21 protein-coding genes, 1 tRNA gene and 1 pseudogene are annotated in these 20,863 nt (G+C 66.6%); 7 read left to right on the top strand and 16 right to left on the bottom strand.

From position 1 onward, the window contains the following. Positions 1–41 precede the first annotated feature (41 nt). Positions 42–239 carry a hypothetical protein gene (locus SALPAC6_RS0114155; protein WP_018254055.1) on the bottom strand — a complete coding sequence of 66 codons (198 nt, stop codon included), beginning with the start codon at positions 237–239 and terminating at the stop codon, positions 42–44. 1,391 nt (positions 240–1,630) lie between these two features. Between SALPAC6_RS0114155 and SALPAC6_RS0114145 the strand changes: the two genes are divergently transcribed. Beyond that, complete coding sequence (locus SALPAC6_RS0114145; protein ID WP_018254053.1) at positions 1,631–2,218, top strand: hypothetical protein; 588 nt, start codon at positions 1,631–1,633, stop codon at positions 2,216–2,218. Positions 2,219–2,439: 221 nt separating this feature from the next. Continuing rightward, positions 2,440–3,753, top strand: a complete 1,314-nt coding sequence (locus SALPAC6_RS0114140; RefSeq protein ID WP_018254052.1) for a GNAT family N-acetyltransferase — start codon at positions 2,440–2,442, stop codon at positions 3,751–3,753. Positions 3,754–3,852: 99 nt separating this feature from the next. Here SALPAC6_RS0114140 and SALPAC6_RS30235 read toward each other — a convergent pair whose 3' ends face one another. The 6 genes from SALPAC6_RS30235 to SALPAC6_RS0114110 all read right to left on the bottom strand — a co-directional run bounded on the left by SALPAC6_RS30235 (position 3,853) and on the right by SALPAC6_RS0114110 (position 7,987). Then, positions 3,853–4,080, bottom strand: coding sequence for a hypothetical protein (locus SALPAC6_RS30235; RefSeq protein ID WP_162561519.1), 228 nt, complete (start codon positions 4,078–4,080; stop codon positions 3,853–3,855). 396 nt (positions 4,081–4,476) lie between these two features. Next, positions 4,477–5,238, bottom strand: coding sequence for an alpha/beta hydrolase family protein (locus SALPAC6_RS0114130; protein ID WP_018254050.1), 762 nt, complete (start codon positions 5,236–5,238; stop codon positions 4,477–4,479). A 314-nt stretch (positions 5,239–5,552) separates the two neighbouring features. After that, positions 5,553–6,335, bottom strand: a complete 783-nt coding sequence (locus tag SALPAC6_RS0114125; protein ID WP_018254049.1) for a bestrophin-like domain — start codon at positions 6,333–6,335, stop codon at positions 5,553–5,555. A 51-nt stretch (positions 6,336–6,386) separates the two neighbouring features. Further along, complete coding sequence (locus SALPAC6_RS0114120; RefSeq protein WP_018254048.1) at positions 6,387–6,695, bottom strand: hypothetical protein; 309 nt, start codon at positions 6,693–6,695, stop codon at positions 6,387–6,389. A 204-nt stretch (positions 6,696–6,899) separates the two neighbouring features. Continuing rightward, positions 6,900–7,103: a DUF397 domain-containing protein gene (locus SALPAC6_RS0114115; protein ID WP_018254047.1), complete on the bottom strand. Its 204-nt coding sequence runs from the start codon at positions 7,101–7,103 to the stop codon at positions 6,900–6,902. After that, positions 7,100–7,987 carry a helix-turn-helix domain-containing protein gene (locus tag SALPAC6_RS0114110; protein ID WP_018254046.1) on the bottom strand — a complete coding sequence of 296 codons (888 nt, stop codon included), beginning with the start codon at positions 7,985–7,987 and terminating at the stop codon, positions 7,100–7,102. The genes SALPAC6_RS0114115 and SALPAC6_RS0114110 overlap by 4 nt, the downstream gene beginning before the upstream one ends. Positions 7,988–8,735: 748 nt before the next feature. Here SALPAC6_RS0114110 and SALPAC6_RS0114105 point away from each other — a divergent pair. Continuing rightward, complete coding sequence (locus tag SALPAC6_RS0114105; RefSeq protein WP_018254045.1) at positions 8,736–8,972, top strand: winged helix-turn-helix domain-containing protein; 237 nt, start codon at positions 8,736–8,738, stop codon at positions 8,970–8,972. Positions 8,973–9,066: 94 nt separating this feature from the next. On the opposite strand, the gene SALPAC6_RS26010 is transcribed toward SALPAC6_RS0114105, so the two are convergent. Then, complete coding sequence (locus SALPAC6_RS26010) at positions 9,067–9,324, bottom strand: hypothetical protein (protein WP_050591241.1); 258 nt, start codon at positions 9,322–9,324, stop codon at positions 9,067–9,069. A 498-nt stretch (positions 9,325–9,822) separates the two neighbouring features. Between SALPAC6_RS26010 and SALPAC6_RS0114095 the strand changes: the two genes are divergently transcribed. Beyond that, positions 9,823–10,224: a hypothetical protein gene (locus tag SALPAC6_RS0114095; protein ID WP_026189663.1), complete on the top strand. Its 402-nt coding sequence runs from the start codon at positions 9,823–9,825 to the stop codon at positions 10,222–10,224. Positions 10,225–10,296: 72 nt separating this feature from the next. Here SALPAC6_RS0114095 and SALPAC6_RS0114090 read toward each other — a convergent pair whose 3' ends face one another. The 5 genes from SALPAC6_RS0114090 to SALPAC6_RS0114070 form a co-directional block, all read right to left on the bottom strand. Continuing rightward, on the bottom strand, positions 10,297–10,728 hold the full coding sequence (locus SALPAC6_RS0114090; protein WP_018254043.1) for a hypothetical protein: 432 nt from the start codon (positions 10,726–10,728) through the stop codon (positions 10,297–10,299). 186 nt (positions 10,729–10,914) lie between these two features. Further along, positions 10,915–11,550, bottom strand: a complete 636-nt coding sequence (locus tag SALPAC6_RS0114085; RefSeq protein WP_018254042.1) for a hypothetical protein — start codon at positions 11,548–11,550, stop codon at positions 10,915–10,917. A gap of 25 nt (positions 11,551–11,575) precedes the next feature. Further along, positions 11,576–11,836 carry a hypothetical protein gene (locus SALPAC6_RS0114080; protein ID WP_018254041.1) on the bottom strand — a complete coding sequence of 87 codons (261 nt, stop codon included), beginning with the start codon at positions 11,834–11,836 and terminating at the stop codon, positions 11,576–11,578. A gap of 62 nt (positions 11,837–11,898) precedes the next feature. Next, a complete protein-coding gene (locus SALPAC6_RS0114075) occupies positions 11,899–12,570 on the bottom strand; it encodes a hypothetical protein (protein WP_018254040.1) in 672 nt (223 codons plus the stop codon). Next, the gene (locus SALPAC6_RS0114070; RefSeq protein ID WP_018254039.1) at positions 12,567–15,038 is read right to left on the bottom strand and encodes an FtsK/SpoIIIE domain-containing protein; all 2,472 of its coding nucleotides are present in this window, start codon (positions 15,036–15,038) and stop codon (positions 12,567–12,569) included. The genes SALPAC6_RS0114075 and SALPAC6_RS0114070 overlap by 4 nt, the downstream gene beginning before the upstream one ends. Positions 15,039–15,357: 319 nt before the next feature. Between SALPAC6_RS0114070 and SALPAC6_RS27800 the strand changes: the two are divergent. Then, positions 15,358–15,769, top strand: a pseudogene (locus tag SALPAC6_RS27800) (MerR family transcriptional regulator); the annotation flags it as partial. 42 nt (positions 15,770–15,811) lie between these two features. Here the strand turns inward: SALPAC6_RS27800 and SALPAC6_RS0114055 are convergent. Beyond that, a complete protein-coding gene (locus SALPAC6_RS0114055; protein ID WP_018254038.1) occupies positions 15,812–17,167 on the bottom strand; it encodes a DUF2786 domain-containing protein in 1,356 nt (451 codons plus the stop codon). Positions 17,168–17,291: 124 nt separating this feature from the next. On the opposite strand from SALPAC6_RS0114055, the gene SALPAC6_RS0114050 reads away from it, so the two are divergent. Both SALPAC6_RS0114050 and SALPAC6_RS0114045 read left to right on the top strand, forming a co-directional pair. Then, a tRNA-Lys gene (locus SALPAC6_RS0114050) sits at positions 17,292–17,366 on the top strand. A 110-nt stretch (positions 17,367–17,476) separates the two neighbouring features. Continuing rightward, on the top strand, positions 17,477–18,367 hold the full coding sequence (locus SALPAC6_RS0114045; RefSeq protein WP_018254037.1) for a tyrosine-type recombinase/integrase: 891 nt from the start codon (positions 17,477–17,479) through the stop codon (positions 18,365–18,367). A 667-nt stretch (positions 18,368–19,034) separates the two neighbouring features. On the opposite strand, the gene SALPAC6_RS27795 is transcribed toward SALPAC6_RS0114045, so the two are convergent. Together SALPAC6_RS27795 and SALPAC6_RS0114040 are read right to left on the bottom strand one after the other, a co-directional pair. Beyond that, entirely contained in the window at positions 19,035–19,571 is a 537-nt protein-coding gene (locus SALPAC6_RS27795; protein WP_080636055.1) for a GNAT family N-acetyltransferase, read from the bottom strand. A gap of 9 nt (positions 19,572–19,580) precedes the next feature. Continuing rightward, a complete protein-coding gene (locus SALPAC6_RS0114040) occupies positions 19,581–20,792 on the bottom strand; it encodes a helix-turn-helix domain-containing protein (protein ID WP_050563445.1) in 1,212 nt (403 codons plus the stop codon). Positions 20,793–20,863: the final 71 nt, after the last annotated feature.

Genomic DNA, 20,863 nt, shown 5'->3' with positions numbered 1-20,863 from the left:
TGCCGGGGCGGCGGTTGCGCACCCCGGCACCACGACAAACTTTATTGGCAGGCGCAGACGACCGTGCCGCATTCGATGGTCAGCGTGCACACCCAGCCGCTGCTCGCGGCGTAGATGGTGCGGTCCTCGCGCAGCTCTTCGAGGGTCAGTTCGCCGAAGCCGGTGCCGGCCGGGTGGTCGGTTGCCGCATCACGCAGCTCGACGTCCTTCCAGGACTTCTCGATCGCAACAGCAGACATAATATGTTCCTTTCAGTTGATTCTCCCGGCGGTCGACGGGAGCTATCGACAAAACGCGGCCACGGCGCCATGGCCCCGGTTTCGTCCGAAGGGACCGGGGTGGGAGGACGGCCACCGCCGGGATCGGCATCACCATTAAACTGACGTGGACCGGCGCCCGCCTACCCGTAACCAGGCCAGCCGACGGCGCAGCCTGGAGAGCGCATTGTGACCCTCCTCTGGTCGACAGTGACTTCTCTACCGGTTGACATGAAACGATTGAAATGAATGGGCGGGACGGTCAACATCCGTCGAGTCGGTGGCGTCGTCCGCCTCAGCCGATCTACTCGTCGAATGCACCAGCGCCATGGCCCCAGCCCATCCAGCAGCAAACTCGGTGTATGGCCTTGACCCGTAACATTTGTCATTTTCTTGGACATGTTCCAGATCAACGTGACCCAGCAGACGGCCATCCCGTGGCCATGCTCTTGATCAAGTTCAAGCGAGACCATCAGGCAAAAGGCGTAACTCCTTAGAAAGGGAGGTGTCTTATGACAACTGTGATCGGCGAGACCGTGGTCTGGGCCGTTGGGCCTGTCGTGTAGAACAAGCAGGCGGCAGGGACTGGTTCGGATCGGAGGCAGATGCTCGATGGAGACATGGTCGCCCGGCTGGCCAGGTCCTCACGGCCGGATTCCGGCGAACAGGCGGCGGCATCGTCGTGAAGATCGAGAACGGGCTGGAACGGGTTGATCTCTTCCGCACTGGCGAACCGTACCGGCGGTTTGGTCGGTCGGGCTGGTTTATTGAGCACCACCCGATCCGCGTGAGGGGGGCAAACTAAGTTGTAGCGGGGCGCCGGCGATCGTGGCGGTGTGGTTCGCATGGTGGTACCTCCGGCCCACCCCAAAGAAGCGCCCTGGTGCGGGAGAAGATCCCCGCCAGGGCGTTTGCCGTTTCTGCGCTGATGAGCCCGGTGTTGGCAGATCAAGCATTGATCTTGCCGGCTACTTCCCGGCCTGGCTCCAGTGCCGAGCAAATCCCGATCGATAGGTTGATCTCCTGGGTTGGGCCTGCCGCGGGGATGGATGTCTCTGGTGTCTGGTTGATGCCCGTGTGGGGTGTGGTCGGGGGCACGGTGGTGGCGGAATCCCGGCGGCCGTCGGGGCGTTACACCATGCGTACGACCGAGCAGGTGTTCCGCCGATGGCGGATGCCGGCCGTGCGTGAGCCCCGGAATGTTGGCGGCCCGCCGGTCGTTACATCTGGGCCCGGCGCCGTGCGTGTGGCCCTGTGAGGCCCGCGGTCGCCGACCTCTTCCCCTTAGTTTCGTTGAGCGCCGGACGGTGCTCGCACCCACCCCGAACCCCCTTCGGGTGTGGGGTGTCGACCCCCGAATGGAGCAATCCCTGATGAACACGATTCTGCGTCGTAGCGTGCTGGGTTTCGCTGGTCTGGCCCTGTCCACCGGTGTTGTCGCCGGCCCGCTGGCCACCCTCACCGACCCCACCCCCGCCTCGGCCTCGGCTTCGGCTGTGGTGCGGGCGGAGAAGCCGGACATGGGCACGCTGATCCCGCACGGCACCCAGGGCACACAGTCGCGCATCGCCCTGGGTGATGAGCAGGTGGCGAACGTGAAGGCCATCATCGAGGCCACGAAGAACGCCGGGATGGACGAGCGGGCCGCCGTGGTCGCGATCGCGACCAGTTTGCAGGAGTCGAAGCTGGAGAACCTGGGCCACCTGGGCGCGCGTAACGACCACGACTCGCAGGGCCTGTTCCAGCAGCGCCCGTCCAGTGGTTGGGGCACGGTGGAGCAGATCACCGACCCCGCCTACTCCACCACCGCCTTCCTGGATGCTCTCAAGCAGGTCGAGGGTTGGCAGGACATGCCGTTGACCGAGGCCGCGCAGACGGTGCAGGTGTCGGCATACCCGTTCCACTACGCCCAGTGGGAGACCCAGGCCGCCGACCTCGTCGCCGAACACTGGACCAGCTAACCCACCCGCACCACACACAAGACCCAACCCACACAAGGGGGAAAGAAACTGGTGGCCGGCACCCGAACCAGGGCGCCGGCCACCAGTCGTTTCGCTCATACCGATGATCGTGGAGATATCCGAAGCAATCTCGTACAAACGGTCTACTGGGCGCCCGGAGTGTGCGGAGTCACTGCCCCGCGAGCGACCGCGGGCGATCACCTGGCGGTAGAACGTAAGGCATGAGTAGCCGAGGCGATCATTACAGGATTCGGCGCGGTCGCGAGTCGGACGTCGATCAGCTCGCCCGCCTGCAGGCGACCGTTCAGCTGCAGACGGCAACCGGCGGAGAACCGCACGCGGGGATCACCGCATGGGTCCACGATCTGCTGAGCGGGCATCCTTCGGTCACACCCGACGACTTCCTGGTCGTGGAGGACACCACCACCGGCCGTCTGGCGGCCAGCTTGGTCGGTCTGCGTCAGGAGTGGAGCCTGGCCGGGATTCGGCTGCCGGTGACGCAGGTCGAGTTGGTGGGCACGGCACCGGAGCATCGCGGCAACCAGCTCACCGAACGGCTACTCGCCGCGCTGCACGACCGCTGTGCGACCGATCGTGTGCCACTCCAGATCGTTGAAGGGATTCCCCACTTCTACCGTCGGTTTGGCTACGACTACGCGATAGCCCACGGCGGCGCACCCACCGTGCCCGCCAACGCCCTACCGGACACCTACCAGGGTCCCTGGACCGTCCGCGCCGCCACCACGGCCGACACGGATGCCCTCGCCCGCATCGACCGACGGCAGGCAGACGGGGATGCTCTGGTCTGCCCACGCGACGCCGTCGCCTGGCGGTACGAGATCGTGGGCCGCCGGGCGGCGGATATCGTTCGCCGCGAGGTCGCCGTACTACTGCGCGGCGAACAGGTCCAGGGATATCTGGTGCACGGCACCACGCTTTCCGCGGCGGGAGAGCTAACCGTGCTCGCCGCGACCTGCGAGCCTGCCGGGCGCTGGCCGGAGGCCGCCGCCGCGACGTACGCCTATCTCGGCCGGATCGGTCGGCGCTACGCCACGACGGCCCAGCGCCCGTTCCACGCAGTGCGTCCGCTGCTCGATCCGGACCACCTCCTGGCCCGGACCGGGCCCACCGGAATACCGACGCGCCCCAGAGCCTGGTACGCCCGCACCGGCGACCCGGTCGAGTTGCTCGCCCGCCTCGCCCCGCTGCTACGCAGCCGCTGGCAGTCGGCCGATCTGCGTTGGCCCGAATCCACGCTCGTGATTGACACCTACACCGCGAGCGCTCACCTCGAGTTCGACGACGGTGAACTAACGGCGGTGACGGCGAGACGGAGCACGATCGGTCCAAGCTCCGACGCGAGCCACCATGCCGCCATTCCACCCGGTGCCCTGCTGCACCTCACCGTTGGTCACCGCACCCTGCCCGAGGTGCTCGACGCCTGGCCAGACGCCGCCATGCGCGACGGCCTCACCGAGCAGTTCCTGACAGCCGCGTTCCCGCGCGTACCGGTGCGGGTCTGGCCGTGGAACTGACGGGCTACGATCCTGAGCCGCGCCGTTCTGCCGCTCGACCGGCGCCGGCCGGAGGTCCTGCGTCGTCAGGCTGAACTGCCTGAACGCAGCCGCACAGGGTCACCGGCGATGGCCGTCGATGGGTTCGCATGGTGCATCGTCCGGCCCACCCAACTCGCCGCTGTGCGTCTCGCCTTGGACCAGCTCCAGGTTCGGGAATTTGTATCGTTCTCGCATGGCGGCGGCCAGGCCCGCGGTCGCTTGGTCGACCATGACCGTGACGCCGGACCCGTTGGCGACAACTCCCACCTCCGCGACGGCCACCCCTTGGGCCTCGCCATACAGCATGTCCATTTTGCTGCGTCCCGAAACCTCGTCGAGGGCGGCAAGTGAGTGTTGAGCGTCAATGAACGCCGAAGGGGCTTCCGGGTGTCGACGGCGCAGACCCGCGGCCAGTTTGTGCACTCCTGGCGTTGGCACGCGGTGGATTCGCAGCACCGAGCCACGGACGCTCACGCCCGTGTACGAGTTGGTGTGGGTAGATCTGTTCGGCGTCCCAGATCAGTAGCTCTCGCGGTGTGTCCCCAAGGCCCGTCGCGGGTATCGGCAGGACTTTCGAGGTGTGGGCGGGTGTCGGCCCTGCCGGTTGTCTAGGTTCCTCGGCCGCGGGTCCGGTGCACCCTGTTGCCGCCGCCAGGAATCCGGCTGCGACCAGGCCGATTCGTTGCAGACGCATGACTTAGCCTAAGTGGTCAATCGCTCACGGAAGAAGGTGACGGCCGCGCTGGCGAGGCGGGTACGGATCCGTTCCGCGTCGGGCATGTCCCGTACGAACACGTAGTGGCCAGCCGACGGGTCGGCGCAGTGCTCGGTCGCGCCCGGAATCAAGGAAGCGTAGTGCAGTGCGTTGGTCTCGGCTGGGGCCTGGTCGTCCTCGCCGGTCCACCAGATCGACACGGGCGTCGTGATGCCCTGCAGACTGGTGGAGGTGAGTAGTTGGCCCTGCGCCGGACAGATGAGAAGACCTGCGCTCACGCGGCGGTCAGCGTAGTCGTCGCCGGATTCGTTGATCCACGCGGCGATGTCATCGGTGTCGATCCGGTCGGTCAGTTCGTCGATCAGCGTCGGGAATTCCGGCGGTGGCGCCACCGCCGTTCGTCCGGTGGCGATCGCGCCGAAGATGTCGGCGTTGATTCGTGCGCCAAGCACCGCGGCGGCGGTGTAGCCGCCGAGCGAGAAACCGGCGACGCCAACGGGACCGCCATCGGCGAGGTGATCCAGTGCGACCGAAAGGTCCTGGGGGCGGTCCCACCAACGCGCGAAGCCCTCGGCGTGGTAGCCGCTACGGTAGTTGTTGCCGTGATGGTCGACGCCGATCACCCGTATGCCGGCCGTGGCCAGCGGCTCGGCCAGCCAGGACAGGTCAAGTGCGCAACCGCCGGTTCCGTGCGAGAGCAGAACAGTGCCACTGGTCGTCGTGGTGGCTGCCGGCCACACATAGGTCACGACTGGCCGTGGACCGTCCGTCCCCCAGGCTTCTCGTCGGGGATCTGTCAGCACGCGGACGTCCGGTGAGGTCATGTCGAAACTATGGCAGGAGCCCGCCAACGCCTGGAACCACCGCTCGGGGCGAGCTATCGGTGGGCGACGTCCCCGTGGAGTTCCAGTACCCCAGTTGATTGTCAAGATCCATCATGGTGGTGAGTACTCCACCGAGCGCCATGTGCGTTCAAGCGCCGCATAACATCAAGCGACGCGAGGGTGTCTTCCAAAACTGTGGCGCAGCCTCTGGGGCGGAGCCAGAGCGAGCCTTGTCAGGTTTAGTCGAACTGCTTTCCTACCGTTTTGTAGGGAGTGGCGGATACGTTCATCGAGCCCCGGAAGGGGTCGTCCACCCGTTCGACGACGAACAGAAGCAAAGAAATCATGCCCGCGATCGCGGAAACCAGGACCAGGGAGCCGGTACGCGTCCGGGTGGGGATGAGGCAGGACATCAGAATGATGGCCACCGCGCCGATCAGGAGCGTGAACCACAGCGTCTGGGGAAGCGCGGCAGTGCTGAAGGTACTTCGGATCTGGCGGGACTTACTCCAATCCTCGAATTCCGACAGGGCGAGGCCGCTCAACTGCTGATCTTTTTCTGAACCGGGCGTGAAGCTGAGAATGGCACGTGAGATCTGTTCCTCAAGTACGCGGTCACCATCCACGTCATCCCCGCGCTGGTAGGCCGGCCATGCCTCGTCAACCATGTAGTCGACATACTCGTTCAGCAGGCCCGTAAGCTCGCTCCGGGTAGGCTCCGGATACTCGGACACCACGTTGTGCAGTGCTTTCAGATCCGCCGCCTCGGTCGCGACCGCCAAGCCCGCCTGGGAGTACGTGCCATACACGGTCAGGGCGGTCAGGACGAGCAGGAGCGCGTAGAGGGTGCCGGTGACCGAGACGGTGTGGGTGCTCAGGTCCAACCACTTGGGCTCGGCGTCGGACAGTTGTTTGCCTCGTCCGCGTAGTAGCCAAATGCCAAAGACGCCGATTATGAGAAATGCTATCAAGAATATGAGAAAAATCAGCCAGCCCGGCATGAGCTGATTCCAGCTCCACATGTGGTCACTCCCTGCCGCGGAGACAAAATCCTGGGAGGGCTGCTAACTCCCTCAGCTGCTACGCGCCATGGTGGTCTTCTTTCGGTAGACCACGCCAGACGTTTCGGCGGAGATCAACAGCCGGCCGCCGTACGGGTGAGCGTAGGAGTGACCTTTCCCGAGGGCAAGGAACTGGCGGTTTCCTCGCTTGCCGCGCGAGTCGGGGGCGGCCTTGAGCGGCGGCCAGGAGCGCAAGAGTTCCGGCGTGTGGTGATCGATGAGGCGTTCGGGCCGTGAGAACCGGTCGCGATACCGGTACGCGCCCCGACCGCAGCCGATTCGGCGGATCACCTCGGCCGGGTTCAGGACCGGATCGGCCACTGGAGTTGCCCCACCTGAACTGGGACCGAGGCCGACCGCTACGCCGACCTGCTCCCTGCCCGATGCGCCCCGGCGCGCAGCCTGGAGCAGGAACGAATCCAGTTCGGCGCGGGCGAGCGGGCAGTCCGTTGAGCAGCCGGCCACCCGCTCGACGACGACTGCCGCAGCGTCGACCGGGTGGCTACGGGAGTTCTCACGGTGGTCCTACTGCTGCGGAAATCCGTCCTTTGTCTCTGTCAGGAAGTTCGTCCAGGCGGTGCGGCCGAAGAGGAGGGCCGGACCGTTCGGGTCCTTGCTGTCCCGGCATGCCACCGCCCCGTCGAGCGCAGCAACTTCGACACACTGGCCATTCCCGCTCGATCGGCTGCTCTTCATCCATTGGGCGTGGGTCAGGTTGGCGGGGGTCATCCCGTACCTCCTTGGGGGCTGAACGCAGCGGCCTGTCCGCTGATCAGCTTTATCGAGCTGGTGGGGTCCAATGCGGTAGCGCGGAGGTGCTCGAACGTGGTGGTGTAGCGGCGTACATCGGCTTCGCGTTCGAGGAACAGGTCGCCGGCCATGCTATCGATGTACACGAGAGCGGGGTCGGCTGGATCGGGGAAGTCCATGACCACGAATGAGCCGGGCATGCCGGCATGGGCGCCGCTCGTGAACGGGATGACCTGGAGCGTGATATTCGGCTGGTCACTTGCCTTCACCAGGGCATCGAACTGATCCACCATGACCTTCGGCCCGCCGGCCAGCCGGTGCAGGACGGCCTCGTCGAGGATCGCCCAGACCCGCAGCGGGTCGGACTTATGGAGTGACTCCTGACGCTGAAGTCTGGCCTCCACCCGGGTTTGCACTTCGGCGTCACTCGCGAACGGTAGGACTCCACGGATCACCGCATGGGCGTAGTCCTCGGTCTGGAGCAAGCCCGGGACGAACAGCGATTCGTAGTTGTGGACCGAGCGGGCTTCAGCTTCGAAGCTGATGTAGGTGGTGTACAGCTCGGGCAGCTCCGACTCGTACGTCTGGAGCCAGCCCAGCTGTGTGGCCTGTCGGGACAGGGCGATGAGTTCGTTGCGCTGGTCCTCGTCGGTGATGCCGTATGCGTCGAGCATCGCCATCAGGGTGCGCCGCTGCGGGCGGACCTTGGCCGTCTCGATGCGGTAGAGGGTGGCGGGGTTGATGCTGGTCTCGTCACTGACCTCTTCGCGAGTGAGGTCGGCTTCGGTGCGGAGTCGGCGTAGTTCTGCCGCGAGTCGCCGGAGACGCACGGTGGGTGGCTGCCGTCGAGCTGACAACTCCATGTCCCTTCACTCCTGTCGTAGTCGGAGTGTGCCTGTGATGCGCATGCAAAGTCCACCTGCGCCTGATAGATGACCTGATTGCGCATGCAAGCCTTGCATTCCAGTTCCTGTATTAGGCGGTCATGCGTCGTCACCTCGGCTGATGCCGTCTTAGGAGGCCCGCGAAATTGGCGAAGGGTTTGCGCTTTCAAGGGCCATTGTCGAATCGGCTTCGGAGGTCTCAGTGGGGTGTAGTCCGCCCCTCAGGCAGGCAACGTCCGCAGTGGGAACTTGAGTTGGGGACGCAGCGGTTCCATCCCTGGTCCTGTTGGTGGTTGCACTGCTCGCCCCGACCCCAGCGACATCCGACGACTCGCTTTCGGCCCTGATTCCGTACAGCGAGCATATCTCCGCAGGGCGTAGCCGGACGCCTGCCCGATGTCACGGCTGTATTGCGTAGTTGCCCGTGACTTTCAACGAACATCCGAGCGGCCTGGTCCTCTATCCAGGGATCTGGGGTGGCTGAAATGCCCCCACGGTCGGGGGTTCGTTGGGGCCGGCCCCGGCCGCCTGGAGTGAGGGCTCGGTCGACCGGGTTGGCGTGATGTGAGGTGTTGGGATCTGGTGCTGAGCCATCTCCGGTTTGCAGACCAGGGAGATGGCTTAGGGTCAACATAGGCTATCAAGGTAGCTCTAGTCAACGCTGGTGCTACCTTGCTCGCGTAGGTTTCCCTGTGATGCAATGGCGGTTGCAGACCAGGGAGATGTAATGCCCACTACCGCCAAGTGGGTGTGGTTGGCTGACCGCATCCGGGAACAGATCGCATCCGGCGAGCTCGCGCCGGGGGCGAGGCTGCCGTCGATGACGGAGTTCCGCCGTGATTACGGTGTGTCTCAGATGGTGGTACGCAATGCCATTCTCGTGTTGAAGTCTGAGGGCTTGATCTACGGGGTCCCAGGCGTCGGGGTGTACGTCGCGGATCGCGATGGTGCCCCGTCTGCTTGATCGCCACGGTGGCGTCGTTCGCGCCTCACGAGGCCAACGATGACGCTCATGACCGGTGACCGGAGGCGGATGTCCTTCGACTTGCATTTCGTGGTCATCGGTCGCCGGGTGGCCGGGTGAACCAGGTCCAGGTCGAAGCTGTGGAGTTGACGGTCGTCATGCCGGGTCGACGGCGGGGCAGGCGTCCGTAGCGGGCGAAGGTCGCTTCGGCGGTTGCCCGGCCTGAACATGGTTCGATTTGTCGGCACGTTAGGCACCGACCGGCGATGCTGGTGACCAGGTGTCGCTCCAGTTCCACCTGCGCGTGGTTGACCTGCTCCATCGCTGCCTGCGTCAGGTATGTGGTAGTCACTTCGCGCCTGCTGGCTCGACGGTGCCGCACCGATAGCGCACTTCTGCGGTGCGGGCCACTTGGCCCACCAATGCCTCGAGCCTGCTCACGCGAGCGCACCTCCGCTCGCACCGGTAGCCGGTTTCGAGGTGCGGTGTCTGGCATCGCGGCAGCCCGGGCAGTCCAGCGTGTCGCCGCAGGACGGGCACCATCGTTGGGAACGCTTGAACGTCCACATCCCGGCGACCCAGCCGAGAAGTGTGGACCCCAGGGCGGCCATGGTGAGGGACATCGTCAGCAACCTCCTCGTGATCACAATGAGCGCTTTCGTCAGATGCCTAGGCTATCCTGATAGCCTAGGTTGTGATCTGAGGTTACCGATGGAGCTCCGTTTTGGGAACCCGAATCGTGCCGGTGTTCACACCACGGACCACCGCCGCTACCCGTCCAGAGCCCAGCAACGCCCATCCACTCGCGTCGGACCCGATCCCAGATCTGAACGTACCCGGAGGTAACAACGTGAGCCTGCCCGATGTCACCGCTGCGCTGCGAGACCTGCACGTCTCTGTCCACCAACAGCAGGAGATGGCGAAGGCCGTCATCCACGACGCGGAGAAGATCCGAGCCGAGTTCCGCGCGCTTACGGTGGGAGCTGCCAACCCCCTGGTCAACCGCGCCCTGGGAAACTACGCCCGGGGGATAGTCAAGCTCCGTGCCGGAGCGTGGCTCCTCGCCCAAGCCGGCGGCAGTCTCACCGAGTACGCGCGGGCAATCGGCGTGCGCCTTCCGCAGCAGCCCGTTGCGGGGGAGCGGAAGACCGAGGCGTCTCCGGACGAGCGAAGCGACACCCCCGAGCGTCGACGCAACCAGCGGTCGTCTCTATCAGGCAAGCAGAGGCCAGCCGGCGGATCACCCTGTTGACCGGTCAACAGGCCGATGAAGGTGCTGGTGGCTGGCAGTGGTCGCTGTCTGCGGCCTGGTCCGCCGGGACGGTCAGCCGCCAGTCTTCGCCACCCCCAGGAGGTGCTTTCCGACGAGATCTCCGGCCTGCTTGAGGTTGTCTACGCCCTCCTCAAGCTGAACAGGTGCCTGCCGGCAGGCGCGTACCGCGCTGTTGAGAAGGTTGTTCTCTCCGCCGCGACCGACTTTCTGGAAGTGGGCCTGGGCCTTGTTCACGGCGTCGATGGCATCGCCGACGCTACGGCCCACCTGTTCGAGGGTCCGTAGCGTCGTGATCAGTTCCGCTATGACCGAGTCGATCGGGCCACCGCCGCCCCGTCCGGCGGTGATCCGGTCCAGCCCGGCGTTCATCGCGCGACCGACCAGCCCGCCAGCCTTCATACCGGCGTAGGCCGCGCCAACTGCAATCAGCGGGGAGGGGTGGTAGCCGGCAGCGTCCACGGCTGCCGTGGCCGCTATCGCCATCCCACCGCCAGTTGCCTTCCCAATCTTTTCGCTGACGTTTTTGATTCCTTCCCGGGCTGACTCGATAGCGGTATCGCGGAGGGCGCCGGCTGTTGCGGTGAGTGCTCCGGCTGCCTTGGTACGGGCGCCCGGCATCCGCGCGTCTCTTGTTCGCCCCCGGCCCTGTCTTCCCAGCCCGAGCATCGGCTAACGAACCGGTTCCAGGAATGCGCAGCCAGAAGCAATCAGCATGGGAGTAACGTTCGCGACATCAAGCGCCAGCTCAGCAGCCGTCATCGGATCAATGTCCTCACCGGCGGCTCGCTGCTCATCTGCCAGCTCGGCAGCGAGGACACACGCCTGCCAAAGCGAGCTGACGGTTGAGGAAAACGCCCACAGGTTGTAGACGGTGTAGTTGACCTTGACGTGTGCCTGGCCGTTGTGGCCGATGTGGCGGCGATCTGGTTCTTCGGGGGTGTTGCCCATCCCTTCGGCGAGTGGGTGGAGCTTGATGCGGCGGAATGGCTTCTCCAGCTCACCGTTCGGATCGAACTCGATCAGTAGGCTGCGGTCCAGGAGCTGATCGATGACCGGTCCTGGGTTGGCGGGGCCGGCGCCGGCGGCGAGGAGGTCGCGTTGGAGAGTCTCGCGGGTGACTTCCAGGCGGGCGTGGCTCTCGGGGTCGAGGAAGGCACGCCCCCACACCTGGAATTCGTCATCGGTGAGCTCCTCGGAGTCGTTGCCGAGCCGGACCTCCCAGAACTCCGGGTTGGGGTCGGGCGGGGTGACGTACCGGTAGGAGGGGCCGAGGTTGAGGCCGACGGGGACGATGACGGTGGGCATCGGGGGACCTTCCGGAGGTTGGGTGTCAGAGGACGGCGTTGTACTTCTCGGTCTGTGCGACGGCGGCCTGGATCAGGCCGGCGCCCTCGCCGAACTTCTGCTTGGCGGCGGTGAGCTTGCCGATGGCGCCCATGACGGCGGGCTGCTGGGTGCCGGCCGCGAGGGCTTGGAGCACGGCGATGGCCTTGTCGACCTGGGCGGTGGCGCCGGCGAGCTGGGCGAGGGCCTTGTCCGCCTCAGTCTTGCCGTGGGCCAGGCCCGCCTTGATGTCTCCGATGGTGGCCATTGACTTTCCTCCCTGGGTTGTGGGGTCCAACGCCCTGCCGTCGGTCGCAGGTGCGCCGGGTGTCAGCCTCGGGTCGCGGCGATGAAGATGAACCACAAGATCGGCATGCCGACAAAACAGATCACGCCGCCGACCTTCCTGGACCGGCTGCCACCACCCCCGATGCGGGGCTGCCCGACGAGGCTGATCGTGAGATAGCCGGCGAAGAAGGCGAGCGCGGGCAGCCCACACAGGGACCAGGGCACCAGGTGCAATGGGATGCGACCGAGGTCCTTGTCGGGGCTGAGCGCAAACATCAGCAGCGATGCGAAGGTGCCGACTATCGCCGCGACGGAGTAGACGAGGGCATTGCGGGCCAGCGGGGTGAACCCCGGCAACAACGGTGGCTGGGCTGCTCGTCGGTGGGCGTTCTCGGCGGCGGCGTCGGCGGCGTTCGCGGCGGTTGTCGCCCGCCGCAGCGCCTCGGCCGGGTCAGGGATGGGGCCGGGCGCGATCTGGCCAAACTGCGGGGCGGGTAGGCGCAGGGTGGCGGCGAGGTGGTGCAGGTGCTGCCGTTGCGCCGCCACCCGGTGGGTGAGCTGATCCACCGCGGCCTGCCCGTCGCGGCTGGCGGCGGCCTGCTGCTCGCCGCGGGAGCGTTCCTCCTTCAGCAGGGCGGACAGGCGGCGGGCGTGATCCGTGTAGGCGGCCCAGCCGCCATCGCGGGGCAGTGGCGTGTCAGGTTGCTCAGTCATGCGTACTCATCGATCTGGTCGAGGGTGCCGGGGCGCACGTAGGGGACGATGAGGGCGCGGCGGTTGTCGTGCCGATCGATCAGCAGCGCGCGGTTGGGGCGGGACTGCCACTCCGACGCGTAGTCGCCGAGCAGGGAGCTGACCTCGTTGCTGGGCAGGTTGAGGGCGACGAGGCAGGCGACCTCGTTGCCGCCGGTGGGCCCGAGGTCGCTGCTGAACCGGCTCACCGAGCGCCACCAGCCGAGCAGGTGGACACCGTGGGTGGGGCCGTTGGCCAACACATCCCGCAGCTCGTCGTGCCCGGAGCGGTAGGTGGTGGGGTCGCTGGTGGTCAGCAGGCTGCTGGCGATATCCGCCCCGAAGATCACCAGGTGGGTGGTCGGCCCATCGTCGGAGACGGTCGGCTGGGCGAGCTCCGCCAGCCGCGCCCGAAGCTGGGCCGCGCTGATCGTCTCGTACGGGTGCCCGGCGCCGGCGACCGCCTCGACGGTGGCGTCGGAGGCCTCGTCGGCGGCGGCGACCAGCGGCGCGATGAGGAACCGGGCCGTGCCGGGCGCGTACTGGCGGGCCAAACTGGCCGTGGCCGCGTAGAGCACGTCGGCCCCGACCGGGGAGGTACCCAGGACCGCCAGGTGGCTGCCCGGGGTCGCGTCGAGGGTGAAACCCGCGGTGGGCAGGCCCACGGCCACGGTCCGGCCGACCAGGGCTCGGCGCCGCCGTACGTCGGGGGTCAGGGCGACGAAGGTGGGATCCTGGTCGGGATGCTGCTCGGCGTAGCCGGCGAAGACCGTCGGCGGGGTGCCACCCGGGCGGCGGGCACTCCACAGCAGGTGCCGCTGGGTGGCCACCGACCCGGCGTCGGCGTTCGGGAAGCGGATGACCCGGTTCGCCCCCGGAATCCCGGCCGCCGAGTTGATCACCGCCCCACCGATGGGCAGGTTGTCCGCACCATCATTGAGCTGGTCGAGAACACCGCCGCCACCGGCGAGGGCGACCCGCAGCGGAAACTGGCCGAAAATGGAGTCGGTCTTGGTGAAGAGTGCCTCCACCCCGGAGATCGTCTGCGACGCCAGGATCAGGTGGACGCCGTACGAGCGGCCCTTGCGTGCCAGCTCCTCCAGGAGCGCCACCGCCTGCTGGGCCACCGCGTCGTTGCCCTCGAAGAGCACATGGAACTCGTCGATCACCGCCAGCAGCCGGGGCATCGCCACATCCGGCCGACCGGTCCGCAGATCGGCGAGCTTGGTCACGCCGGCCCGTTTCAGTTCGGTCGCCCGGCGGGTCATCTCCCGCGACAGCGTCCGCAGCACCGCCAACCCGTACTCCCGGTCGGACTCGATGCCGACCGTGTGGGCGTGTGGAATCCACGACGGGTCCACCACCGTCGGGGTGAACTCCGCGAACGACACGCCCTCCTTGAAGTCCAGCAGGTATAGCGACAACTCGTCCGGCGAGTAGCGCGAGGCCAGGCCGTAGAGCACGTCGAGGAGAAACACCGTCTTACCCGACCCGGTGCGGCCCCCCACCAACCAGTGTGGCGTCGTGTCGTCCAACGCCAGCACACACTCGGTACGCCCCTCCCGGCCCACCACCGTCTGCAGGCCGTCGATCGATGACTGCTGCCAGATCTCCTCCGGCATCAGCATCGTGAAGTCCGTCGCCGTCTGCACCCGAGCCGACTTCGCCAACCGGCGGCAGACCGCCTCCACCAGCGTGTCCGGGGGGCCGGCATCCAGTCGTACCGGCACCGCCAACCCCGAGTCGTCCGAGCTGAACCGGTGTTGTCCCGGCGGGTTGGAGACCGTGAACACCCCAGCACTCGAGGCCGTCAGAGCGGTGGTGCCCTCCAGGCGCGGCGCCGCGGTCAGCCCGCCCGGATGCTGCGGCGGCGGGTAGCCGGCGAGCAGCAGGAACACCCCGGCCGCCGGGCCTGCGTGCGCGATCGCCGACAGCCGGGACCACTCCCTCCGCCCGGCGCCCTCCGGCATCGCCGCCACGCACACCAGCAGCACCGAAGGATCCGACTCGCCACCCTGGGCGCGCTCGATCCGCTCCTCCGCCTCGGCCAGCACCTGCTGAAACCCTGGGAGGTCGATCGCCGGACGTGGCCACGCCTCCGCCTCCACCATCTCGCGGAACGGACCGAAGACGGTCCCGAGGGTCGCCCCGTCCACCGCCGCGACCTGAAGCACGCCGTCCGGCAACGCCGCCAACACCCGCAGCAGTACGCCGCGCAGCCAGCGCGCCACCGCCGGATCGCGGGCGTCACTGTCGACCGCCAGGTGACCGGCGCCCACGAACGGCGCCACGACGCTGAACCCGCTTCCCGCCACCGGCGTCGTGTCGCCCAGCCGAATCAGCATCGGACGCCCTGGTGCCGCGTCCACGCCGGTGGGAAGATCCGCGGCTGAGCCGTCCAGTCGGCAACCCAGCCAACCGGGCGTCAACCCCTCGGCGAGCCGCTGCATGCGGGCGGTGAAACGTTGGGCTTCCTCGCGGGCCTGCGCCGAGACGCCAGCTTCCGCAGTGCGGTCGCGCAACCTTGCCCGAGCAGCCTCAATGTGAGAGACGGCATCTCGGTGCGCCGCCACCGCCCGACCGAACGCTGACGCCACCGACTCCAACGCACGCCCCCAGCTCACCGACCACGGCTACTCGCGCAGACCCTACCCAAAGTGGCCACTCCTAGTCAGCCCCCACGTCGCCCTCAGCTACCGACGCCATCGGCGCACCGTCTGATGTGATTCGCCTGCTCCTCACGTAGCGGCATGTCACATAGTCGATGCCGTGGAGGATCACCTGACCGTGGGCAAACGGCCGAGCTGGCCGGCGTAACCGTCCGTATCCTGCTTCACCACGACGAGATCGGCCTCCTGCGGCCGTCCACCCGGACGGTGGCGGGGCGCCGGGCCTACTCGGCGGATGAGGTGGAGCGGCTGCGGGAGATCGCGGACCTGGTCAACGATCCGACCACCGACGCGGTCGCGCACCTGCGTCGGCTGCGCGGGTTGCTGCTGGACGGATCGCCGTCCGGATCTGGGACGCGCTGGGAGAGGCCCGTACGGTGCTGAACGTTGGGGCGGGCACCGGCTCCTACGAACCGCACGACCGTGAGGTCACGGCGGTGGAACCGTCGGCGGTCATGCGGGCGCAGCGTCCCGCCGGCGCGGCACCGTGCATCACCTTCGGGACCCCGAGCCGCGACGGGCCCTCCGGTCGGTAGCCGCCAGGTGGTAGCTGATCAGCCGGGCGTGACGGACTCGCGCCCGTGCAGCGAAGCCTGGTCGGCCGCGGCCCGGCCGGACGCCCAGCCGGCCCGGTTGTTGATGGTCGTTGTCTGCTGGGTCAACTCGGGAAACTGCTGGTTGAAGACGTCGCGTACGGCGTCGTCGCGGGCGGCGAGGACCGGGAGGAACTGGGCGGCCTGTGCCAACTCGGCCAGCTCCTGGTCCACACCGCCGGTCGCGGCCTCGAGTCGTTCGCCGATCCGGGACGCGTACGCGGTCAGGAACGACTGTCGGAACGAACGGGTCGTGTTGCGTCCGTACCGGTCGGTGCTGGGCTTGGCCTGGGTCATCGCTCGTGTCGCCTGCACCAGCAGCGAGGTGAACAGCAGCTCGGTGGACTCCAGGTCGGCCGGGAAACCAACGACGCTGGTGAAACCGAAGCGCTTACTCCACACCGCCCGGCAGCTGTTGGCCTCGGCGACGACCTGCAACAACAGGGTCTTTGGCGCCTCGTACGGATTGTCGATGCCGACCCGGCGGGTGACCGGCTGCTCGCGCTCCCCGGTCGCGGCGATGAGCAGGGCGTGGTCGATGCGGTGCCGGGCCATCAGTTCCTGGGCCTTGGCGGTGAACGCCTCCGCCTCCTCCGGGAAGTCGGTGGACTCCGCCTTGGCCAGCAGAGCCCGAACCCGGTCGAGGACTCGCTGATCCAGGTCGGCCGGCGGTGTCGTCCTGGTGGGCCGGGCGGTGCCCGGCATCGGCCCGACCTGCTCGATCGGCGGTAGCGTCGCGAGCAGGTAGCACAGGTCGATCATGATGGCGATGACCGCTCTACGGTCGAGGCCCTGCCGCTCGCCCCACACGGCCGGATAGTGGTCGTCGTGCTCCCACCACACCTTCGCGTCGAGGGACGTCAACTGCGACTGCCACCGTGGATCAACGGTCGCTGCGGCGTAGCCGCGCATCTGCGCCGCGATGACATCGACCATGAGCCGCCCGTGCCGCGCGGTGTGTTCGCGGCGGGCCACCCGTACCTGCTCGGCCGGCTGCCACCCGCGCCGCCAGGCCTGCTCGACCTCGCGGAGCAGGTAGGTCAGCAGCGCCCGGTTGACGACCTGGAGCCCGGCGGCGCCGCCAGGGCCGGTGACCAGTAGGCCAAGGCAGTCGTCGAACTCGGCGGGATCGTCGTGCTGCCGGGCGAACATCGCCTGGTCAATGATCTGGTCCGCGAGTTGCCGCTGCGCTGGCCCGCTTGACGCGCCATACCTGCCCAGTGGGTCGTCCTGCCCCATCGCTGCGGCCCGCCGGCGTTGAGTTGCCGCGGCAGCCTTCCGCTTGGCCTTGTGGCGCTCACGACTGTTCTTGCCCATCGGTGTCCTTCGGGGTCCGCGAGGTCGAGCACCGGACGTTATCAACCGGAGCCGCGCCGTTCACCCGTACCACCCAGGCGGGCCCCTGAGCGGAGCCGGCGATCGGGTAGCCTGGTGCCCCAGCGGGCCGTTAGCTCAATGGTAGAGCTGAGGACTTTTAATCCTTAGGTTCAGGGTTCGAGTCCCTGGCGGCCCACCACCAGCACAAATAAAGATCGAATCGGGTGGCCAGTGTCGCCACAGTGATGGTAGAGAAGAGTATTCTTCCCTCCGCGTGTTAGCGCTGTAGCGGCCAAGGAGGCCCCCGCCATGGACGCCAACGAGACACACATCGCCTCCTACGAGCGGTTCCATCGCGCTCGTAGGACCTCCGCTCTGACCGCCAAGAGCTACGTCACGACCCTGCGACAACTCGTGGCGTTCTGCTCTGGGCGCGACCTAGCTGACGTTTCCCGTGCCGACATCGAAGAGTTCCTCATCGATGCGCAGGAGATCGGTAACTCCAGCGCCACGGTGCACAAGAAGTACCGCAACCTGCGAGCCTTCTACCGGTGGTGCGAGGAAGAGGAGATCGTTGACAAGAGTCCCATGGCCCGGATCGCCGAGCCTGCGGTTACCAGTAAACCCATCCCTGTTGTGCCCGGTGATCACATGGCGTTACTGCTCAAGGCATGCAGTGGCAAGGATTTCGCCGCCCGTCGGGATACGGCGATGATCCGACTGTGGTGTGAGGCGGGGTCGCCCCGGGTATCGGAAATGGTGGGTATCACCCTAGCCGCGCTAGACATGCGCCATGATCTTGTCACTCTTCACGGCAAGGGCGACAAGATCCGTTCCGTACCGTTTGGTGCGAAGACCGGGCAGGCAATCGACCGATACTTGCGCGTGAGGTCCAAGCATCGAGATGCGGCCAGGGTTGAGGCGCTTTGGCTGGCCGAGCGGGGAGGGGTACTCACTTCATCGGGTGCCTATCAGATGCTGGAGCGCCGCTGTGAGGAGGCGGGTATCCCTCGCATCAACCCTCATAAGCTGCGGCACCTCGCCGCGCACCTGTGGGCCGATTCCGGCGGCTCCGAGGGCGACGCGATGGCGCTGTTCGGCTGGTCCTCGGCGGAGATGCCTCGTCGCTATGGCCGGTCCGCCCAGGTCGAGCGGGCGCAGAGGGCCGCACGTCGGGTTTCCCAGGCAGACCGCTTCTAGCCTTCTTGGCTAGTGGAGTGATGTCGGCACCAACGTATGTGCCGTCGCGGCGCTGGCGCAACTCGGCATCAGCGTCAGCGAGGGTAAGCACATCGGTCAGGTCTTCACGCATGGCCGATACCTCGACTGCGATGGAGCGAAGGGACCTCGCGCACGCGATAGCTCCCGCGATCGCGGCGGCTACCACGCAGGCGTGTGTCGCGCGGTTGATCAGCGGTCCTGCGAGTGGGCGGCGGTGTGAGTTGAAGGGGTAGGCCATGGCGTTGTCGATAACCTCCGCAGGTTGCCGGACGGGGAACGCGTTAGTCGAACATATGTGCCAACTGGATGGGAAGGGGTTCCCGCGGCGCGTCGTGAATGAGGGCTGGGGTAGGGGTGGTGGTGCGCGACAGGCCACGCCAGCCCGTGGCAGCCCGTCACTGCTTGATCACATTGCCGGTCAATTGTAATAGCAGATCCACAATCGACAGGCAATACGCGCGAGCGGGATTCGCGTCTTTTGTGGCTAATTAAATGTCCGACACGCATAGGCTGAGGCGAAATCCGCTAGATCCAAGGGCCGCGGGTGTACGGGAATGCATACAGTGCGACGCGCCCGAGGCGACCACACGGACAGGTGACGGCGTGACGTGGTGGGCGGGGAGTAGTGTCGACTGTGGCGGTCGAGCTACCGCCTCGTCGCTTGGCGATGTAGGTCCAACACAAGTAGCTCCATGGGAGTGCCCCACGGAAGGCTGGATGTCCCCACCTGTTGCCAACCTGCTCGCTCATACATACGGCGTGCCGCTGACTCCGGGTTGGAGGCGAGGGTTGCCCATCGTTCGGTTCGATCAGCGAGAAGACTGTGCATCAGCTTCCGACCGACCCCGTGACTCTGGTAGTCAGGGTGGACAATCCACTCCATGACCGCAAACTTGTCGACTTTGCGTAGCTCTGAGGACGGTTCTTGGTCGGCGCGGGACCACCAGGTTCCGGCGGGCATAGTCCATCCGTACGCTGCCCCTATAAGCGGCCCCTCAGCATGAGCCGTCACCAGAGAGAACCCGGGGAAGCTGGCCTCTGCGGGCAGCTTTTCCCGGAATCGTGCGATCTGTTCGGGGCCCTCGTTGTATGGGGGCCCGGTGTACACGGCGGTGTACAAGCCGGCTAGGTCGTTGAAGTGGGACTTGGCGGTTCTGCCGACGCACTGGCCGTAGGTAACCATTCCCGGATGCTATGCGGTCACCCGGTCTGCCAGTTCTCGCATCTCCGGTCGACGCCATTCCGTACCCGGCACTGCTGCAACAACCTGCCCTGCCACCGCCCGCAGGACCTTGTTATGGTGCTCGGCTGGAAGGTCGTCGAGGACATCGGTGGCGAGGTTGAGTCCGTCGGGGACATCACCACCGCGGATCAGCGCGGCAGCATGGTGTAGCTGCACCTGAGCGCGGAGCCGGGCTAGCGCTGGCGGATACAAGCGTAGGGCCCGGTCGCGGGCGAGGGTGGCCTCGTTGAGTCGGCCGGCGTGTGCGTACACCCACGTCTCTGTGTGCCGGAGTCGATGCTCGGGCCAACCCCATAGCCCATCCACGTCATCGATCACCGGCCCGGGTAGGCCCTCGGCTCGGTCGGAAAGTTGCCGTACGGTCGCGATCGCCTCCACGTGCCGGCCCGAGAGTGAGAGGGCTTGGGCGCGTCCGGCGAGCAGCCCGCATGCCGCTGCCGATGAACTTCCAGCGGTAAGGTGCAGGACCTGGTCGGATAGGGCAACCACCTGGGCGGGCGTACGTCCGTCGTAGCAGCCATTTACGACATCCCACGCGTGCGATAGCAAGATCGTGTCTCGTTCCCGCGAAGCGTCGGCGTACTGGTGGGCGTCTCGCCACCACCGCCCGGCAGCGATCGTGTTCCCGGTAACGACCATGGATAGCGCCACTACTACCGAAAGGCGGCTGGCGACCGATAGGAGGCGTTCACGCCCCGGTCCGTGCTCTGCCGCGATCACCGCGGACAGGACCTGCAGGTCCGCGGCGAGGTTGTCCATCAGCTCGTCCCCGCTGACCCTGTAGTAGGCGTGGCCATAGTCGGCGACCACCTGCGCCCACCTGTCATGATCGGCGCCGACCGCTGCGGCCACGCTGTGCCGCAACGCCTCCCAACGAACTGATGAGGCTGGGGCGGCAGCCAAGGTCACGAGAGTCTGCAGCATCGTACGTCGGTGCATGTCGATGTCACCTGCCTGCTGGTGAACGTATGCGTCGATGAGCACACCGTGGGCGTGCAGGGCGGCGTCACAGGCTCGGGCAAACTGCTCGGACGCCGCCTGTATTCCACGCTCAACCTTGGACACCAAGCTATACGAACAAGGAACCATTGCACCGAGCTGCCGCAGGGACAGTCCAGCCGCTTCGCGATGCTTTCTGAGCAACTGCCCGAATTGGTTCACGGCTCACCCCATAGCGTTTCCACTGGTGTGTATACACACGGCACACCTGCCATGCTCGCTGCGTATCGGTC

Source organism: Salinispora mooreana (assembly GCF_000379065.1).
Classification (GTDB): Bacteria; Actinomycetota; Actinomycetes; order Mycobacteriales; family Micromonosporaceae; genus Micromonospora; species Micromonospora mooreana.
Note: the sequence above shows the minus strand (reverse complement) of the source record. Positions and strands in the feature narration are given on the sequence as shown.

What these genes read in the sequence shown, in the direction of transcription:
- SALPAC6_RS0114155 (WP_018254055.1), bottom strand. Translation starts at nt 239, where the DNA reads ATGTCTGCTGTTGCGATCGAGAAGTCCTGGAAGGACGTCGAGCTGCGT.
- SALPAC6_RS0114145 (WP_018254053.1), top strand. Translation starts at nt 1,631, where the DNA reads ATGAACACGATTCTGCGTCGTAGCGTGCTGGGTTTCGCTGGTCTGGCC.
- SALPAC6_RS0114140 (WP_018254052.1), top strand. Translation starts at nt 2,440, where the DNA reads ATGAGTAGCCGAGGCGATCATTACAGGATTCGGCGCGGTCGCGAGTCG.
- SALPAC6_RS30235 (WP_162561519.1), bottom strand. Translation starts at nt 4,080, where the DNA reads ATGCTGTATGGCGAGGCCCAAGGGGTGGCCGTCGCGGAGGTGGGAGTT.
- SALPAC6_RS0114125 (WP_018254049.1), bottom strand. Translation starts at nt 6,335, where the DNA reads ATGTGGAGCTGGAATCAGCTCATGCCGGGCTGGCTGATTTTTCTCATA.
- SALPAC6_RS0114115 (WP_018254047.1), bottom strand. Translation starts at nt 7,103, where the DNA reads ATGACCCCCGCCAACCTGACCCACGCCCAATGGATGAAGAGCAGCCGA.
- SALPAC6_RS0114110 (WP_018254046.1), bottom strand. Translation starts at nt 7,987, where the DNA reads ATGGAGTTGTCAGCTCGACGGCAGCCACCCACCGTGCGTCTCCGGCGA.
- SALPAC6_RS0114105 (WP_018254045.1), top strand. Translation starts at nt 8,736, where the DNA reads ATGCCCACTACCGCCAAGTGGGTGTGGTTGGCTGACCGCATCCGGGAA.
- SALPAC6_RS0114090 (WP_018254043.1), bottom strand. Translation starts at nt 10,728, where the DNA reads ATGGCGATAGCGGCCACGGCAGCCGTGGACGCTGCCGGCTACCACCCC.
- SALPAC6_RS0114085 (WP_018254042.1), bottom strand. Translation starts at nt 11,550, where the DNA reads ATGCCCACCGTCATCGTCCCCGTCGGCCTCAACCTCGGCCCCTCCTAC.
- SALPAC6_RS0114080 (WP_018254041.1), bottom strand. Translation starts at nt 11,836, where the DNA reads ATGGCCACCATCGGAGACATCAAGGCGGGCCTGGCCCACGGCAAGACT.
- SALPAC6_RS0114075 (WP_018254040.1), bottom strand. Translation starts at nt 12,570, where the DNA reads ATGACTGAGCAACCTGACACGCCACTGCCCCGCGATGGCGGCTGGGCC.
- SALPAC6_RS0114070 (WP_018254039.1), bottom strand. Translation starts at nt 15,038, where the DNA reads ATGCAGCGGCTCGCCGAGGGGTTGACGCCCGGTTGGCTGGGTTGCCGA.
- SALPAC6_RS0114055 (WP_018254038.1), bottom strand. Translation starts at nt 17,167, where the DNA reads ATGGGCAAGAACAGTCGTGAGCGCCACAAGGCCAAGCGGAAGGCTGCC.
- SALPAC6_RS0114045 (WP_018254037.1), top strand. Translation starts at nt 17,477, where the DNA reads ATGGACGCCAACGAGACACACATCGCCTCCTACGAGCGGTTCCATCGC.
- SALPAC6_RS27795 (WP_080636055.1), bottom strand. Translation starts at nt 19,571, where the DNA reads ATGGTTACCTACGGCCAGTGCGTCGGCAGAACCGCCAAGTCCCACTTC.